At 48.4% G+C, this 2,178-nt stretch carries 5 protein-coding genes; 3 read left to right on the forward strand and 2 right to left on the reverse strand.

All coding sequences use genetic code 11. The annotated features are described in order from the left end of the window. Positions 1–542: 542 nt before the first annotated feature. Positions 543–797, reverse strand: coding sequence for a Txe/YoeB family addiction module toxin (locus tag A3OI_RS0102730; RefSeq protein WP_018402811.1), 255 nt, complete (start codon positions 795–797; stop codon positions 543–545). Beyond that, positions 794–1,045, reverse strand: coding sequence for a type II toxin-antitoxin system Phd/YefM family antitoxin (locus A3OI_RS0102735; RefSeq protein ID WP_018402812.1), 252 nt, complete (start codon positions 1,043–1,045; stop codon positions 794–796). The genes A3OI_RS0102730 and A3OI_RS0102735 overlap by 4 nt, the downstream gene beginning before the upstream one ends. A 147-nt stretch (positions 1,046–1,192) precedes the next feature. On the opposite strand from A3OI_RS0102735, the gene A3OI_RS0102740 reads away from it, so the two are divergent. From A3OI_RS0102740 to A3OI_RS19160, 3 genes are all read left to right on the forward strand, one after another. Continuing rightward, positions 1,193–1,510, forward strand: coding sequence for an antibiotic biosynthesis monooxygenase family protein (locus A3OI_RS0102740; protein WP_026223959.1), 318 nt, complete (start codon positions 1,193–1,195; stop codon positions 1,508–1,510). 160 nt (positions 1,511–1,670) lie between these two features. Beyond that, entirely contained in the window at positions 1,671–1,925 is a 255-nt protein-coding gene (locus A3OI_RS0102745; RefSeq protein WP_018402814.1) for a type II toxin-antitoxin system ParD family antitoxin, read from the forward strand. Continuing rightward, the gene (locus tag A3OI_RS19160) at positions 1,925–2,101 is read left to right on the forward strand and encodes a type II toxin-antitoxin system RelE/ParE family toxin (RefSeq protein WP_018402815.1); all 177 of its coding nucleotides are present in this window, start codon (positions 1,925–1,927) and stop codon (positions 2,099–2,101) included. Before A3OI_RS0102745 ends, A3OI_RS19160 begins: the two co-directional genes overlap by 1 nt. Positions 2,102–2,178: the final 77 nt, after the last annotated feature.

Here is a 2,178-nt window from a genome sequence, read left to right on the forward strand (position 1 = left end):
GGTTGGGGTCATGCTGATTCCTCATGGAATGGGTGAGGAAATCAGTGTGTGCAATTGGCGAGCCGAAATGTAGGTGCTGATTTATTGGCGCTTACAAAGAGCCAAGGCACTTATTAACCAGAGCCTCACTGGTTTTCAACCGATCGCTTGTTAAGCAGATCTCCCCAGATAAGAACATAAACTTTCCCTGCGCAACTGCATCATTTACGGTGGCCGTTAGATCACTTGGCTTCGTCGTCTTGTGCCAACTCGCCTCCAGCCTACGCCTCATATGATGTTTTTGTTCATCAGCTCGCAGTTTTGCGTCCGGCTTCCTCCGCACCTAACCTCGCGGTCAAGCCCTTGCCATTCGCTAGTAGTTATCGTCTAATCACAACATGGTTTTCGACGGTGATCTTCCTACAGGGGACTTTCACCCCATTAGTTCATGCCCATGCTGGGCGTACACAATCGCATGCAACGGACAAATTTTACTGTCATTTTTTGTGCAAAAAACGCACAAAAACTGCCATTAAAATTTGCTCGTTGATACGGGCGTTAAATCAGTAATGATACCGAAGCTGAACGATAAGCAGAGCGTCATCCGTGACCTTGTAGATCATGCGATCTTCTTCATTGATTCGGCGAGACCAGTAGCCGGCCAGACTATGCTTTAGGGGCTCTGGTTTACCAATACCTTCGAGCGGTTCGCGCTTGGTTTCCTTAATCAACTTGTTGATTCGGTTAAGAACCTTTTTGTCGGTTTTTTGCCAGTACAGATAGTCCTCCCAGGCATTCTCGGAGAAGATGAGTTTCATTCAAGAAGTTCCTTTTCCTGTCCGCCGCCTTGCTCCAATTCGGCAACGGATTCCAATAATCGGCGGGCATTCTTCGGTGCACGCAGAAGGTAGGCGGTCTCCTGCAGCGCTTCGTAGTCTTCAAGCGAAATCATTACCACGGATTGCGATTTGCTCCGGGTTATAATGATTGGCGAACGGTCTTCACAGACCTGATCCATAGTTTTTGCTAAATTGGTTCTGGCAGCTGTGTAGCTAATTGCATCCATAAGATCGCTCCTGTACAGGATGTTGTTCTTGTACAGGATACCGTACGCAAAAATATTTAACAATCAGCTGCACAACGACCGATTTTACGCCGCTCCGCGGCCCCAAACCGGCGTGTGAGCCGAGCGTTTAAATTCCAAGGGGAAGTTATGTCAGGGATCGCCAAAACTCCAAGCCCTCCATATTACGCAGTGATTTTCAGCTCAACTCGCACTGAAGGTGATCATGGCTACGGTGCAATGGCTGACAGAATGCTGGAGCTGGCAGCACAACAAGAAGGGTTTCTTGGTATAGAGTCAGCCCGTGAGGATGTCGGTATTACTGTCTCGTACTGGGCCAGCGAGGAATCCATCAAAAGTTGGAAGCAAAACGCTGAGCATCTTGAAGTCCAGTACCTTGGTCATAAAGCCTGGTACTCTGAATTCAAAGTCCGGGTTGCAAAGGTTGAGCGGGCTTATGGCATTTAACCAAGTCAATCAAGTTCGTTCCCGGCCTGGAGACCGTCCACTGGATGCCCATGTTGGGCGCCGCTTAATTCAGCGTTGGGCGCCAAGAAGTGTGGCATTGATTCAGTGCAAGCGAGTGGTATGATATTGTCATACTTTATCTGTGTTAGGGGCACCAGCTATGAGCATGCACCGGAAAACTATTACGCTGACTGAGCAACAAAACGGTTGGGTGAAAGGTCAGATTGAAAGCGGTCAGTTCGGCAATGATAGTGAGTATATCCGCTATCTCATCCGGCGAGACCAGCAAGCCCAAGTACGTCTCACCACGCTGAGGCAGGCCCTGTCTGAGGGTGAGTCAAGCGGGATACCTAAGCCGCTTGATATATCGGCTATCAAGACTGCTGGCCGTAAACGTATGAAGGCGGCTAATTAGTGTTCAATCTGAATGTCACGCCGAAGGCGGAATCAGACCTCATCGGAATTTGGGTGTACACCTGCGAAGAATGGGGTGTTGATCAAGCGGATAAATACTTGGATCAACTGGAAGCAGGAATGCAGCAGCTGATTAATCACCCGTCACTAGGCGCGAACTCAATGTCATCAACTTAAGACATTTCCCTAAAAATATCATATAATTAGAGCTCGACCACCAACGAGGAAATACCCTATGGAGCACAATAAAAAAA

It is taken from the genome of Marinobacter gelidimuriae (genome assembly GCF_000372805.1).
GTDB classification, from domain to species: Bacteria; Pseudomonadota; Gammaproteobacteria; order Pseudomonadales; family Oleiphilaceae; genus Marinobacter; species Marinobacter gelidimuriae.

Coding starts and splice junctions, on each gene's coding strand:
- A3OI_RS0102730 (WP_018402811.1), bottom strand. CDS start 797: ATGAAACTCATCTTCTCCGAGAATGCCTGGGAGGACTATCTGTACTGG.
- A3OI_RS0102735 (WP_018402812.1), bottom strand. CDS start 1,045: ATGGATGCAATTAGCTACACAGCTGCCAGAACCAATTTAGCAAAAACT.
- A3OI_RS0102740 (WP_026223959.1), top strand. CDS start 1,193: ATGTCAGGGATCGCCAAAACTCCAAGCCCTCCATATTACGCAGTGATT.
- A3OI_RS0102745 (WP_018402814.1), top strand. CDS start 1,671: ATGAGCATGCACCGGAAAACTATTACGCTGACTGAGCAACAAAACGGT.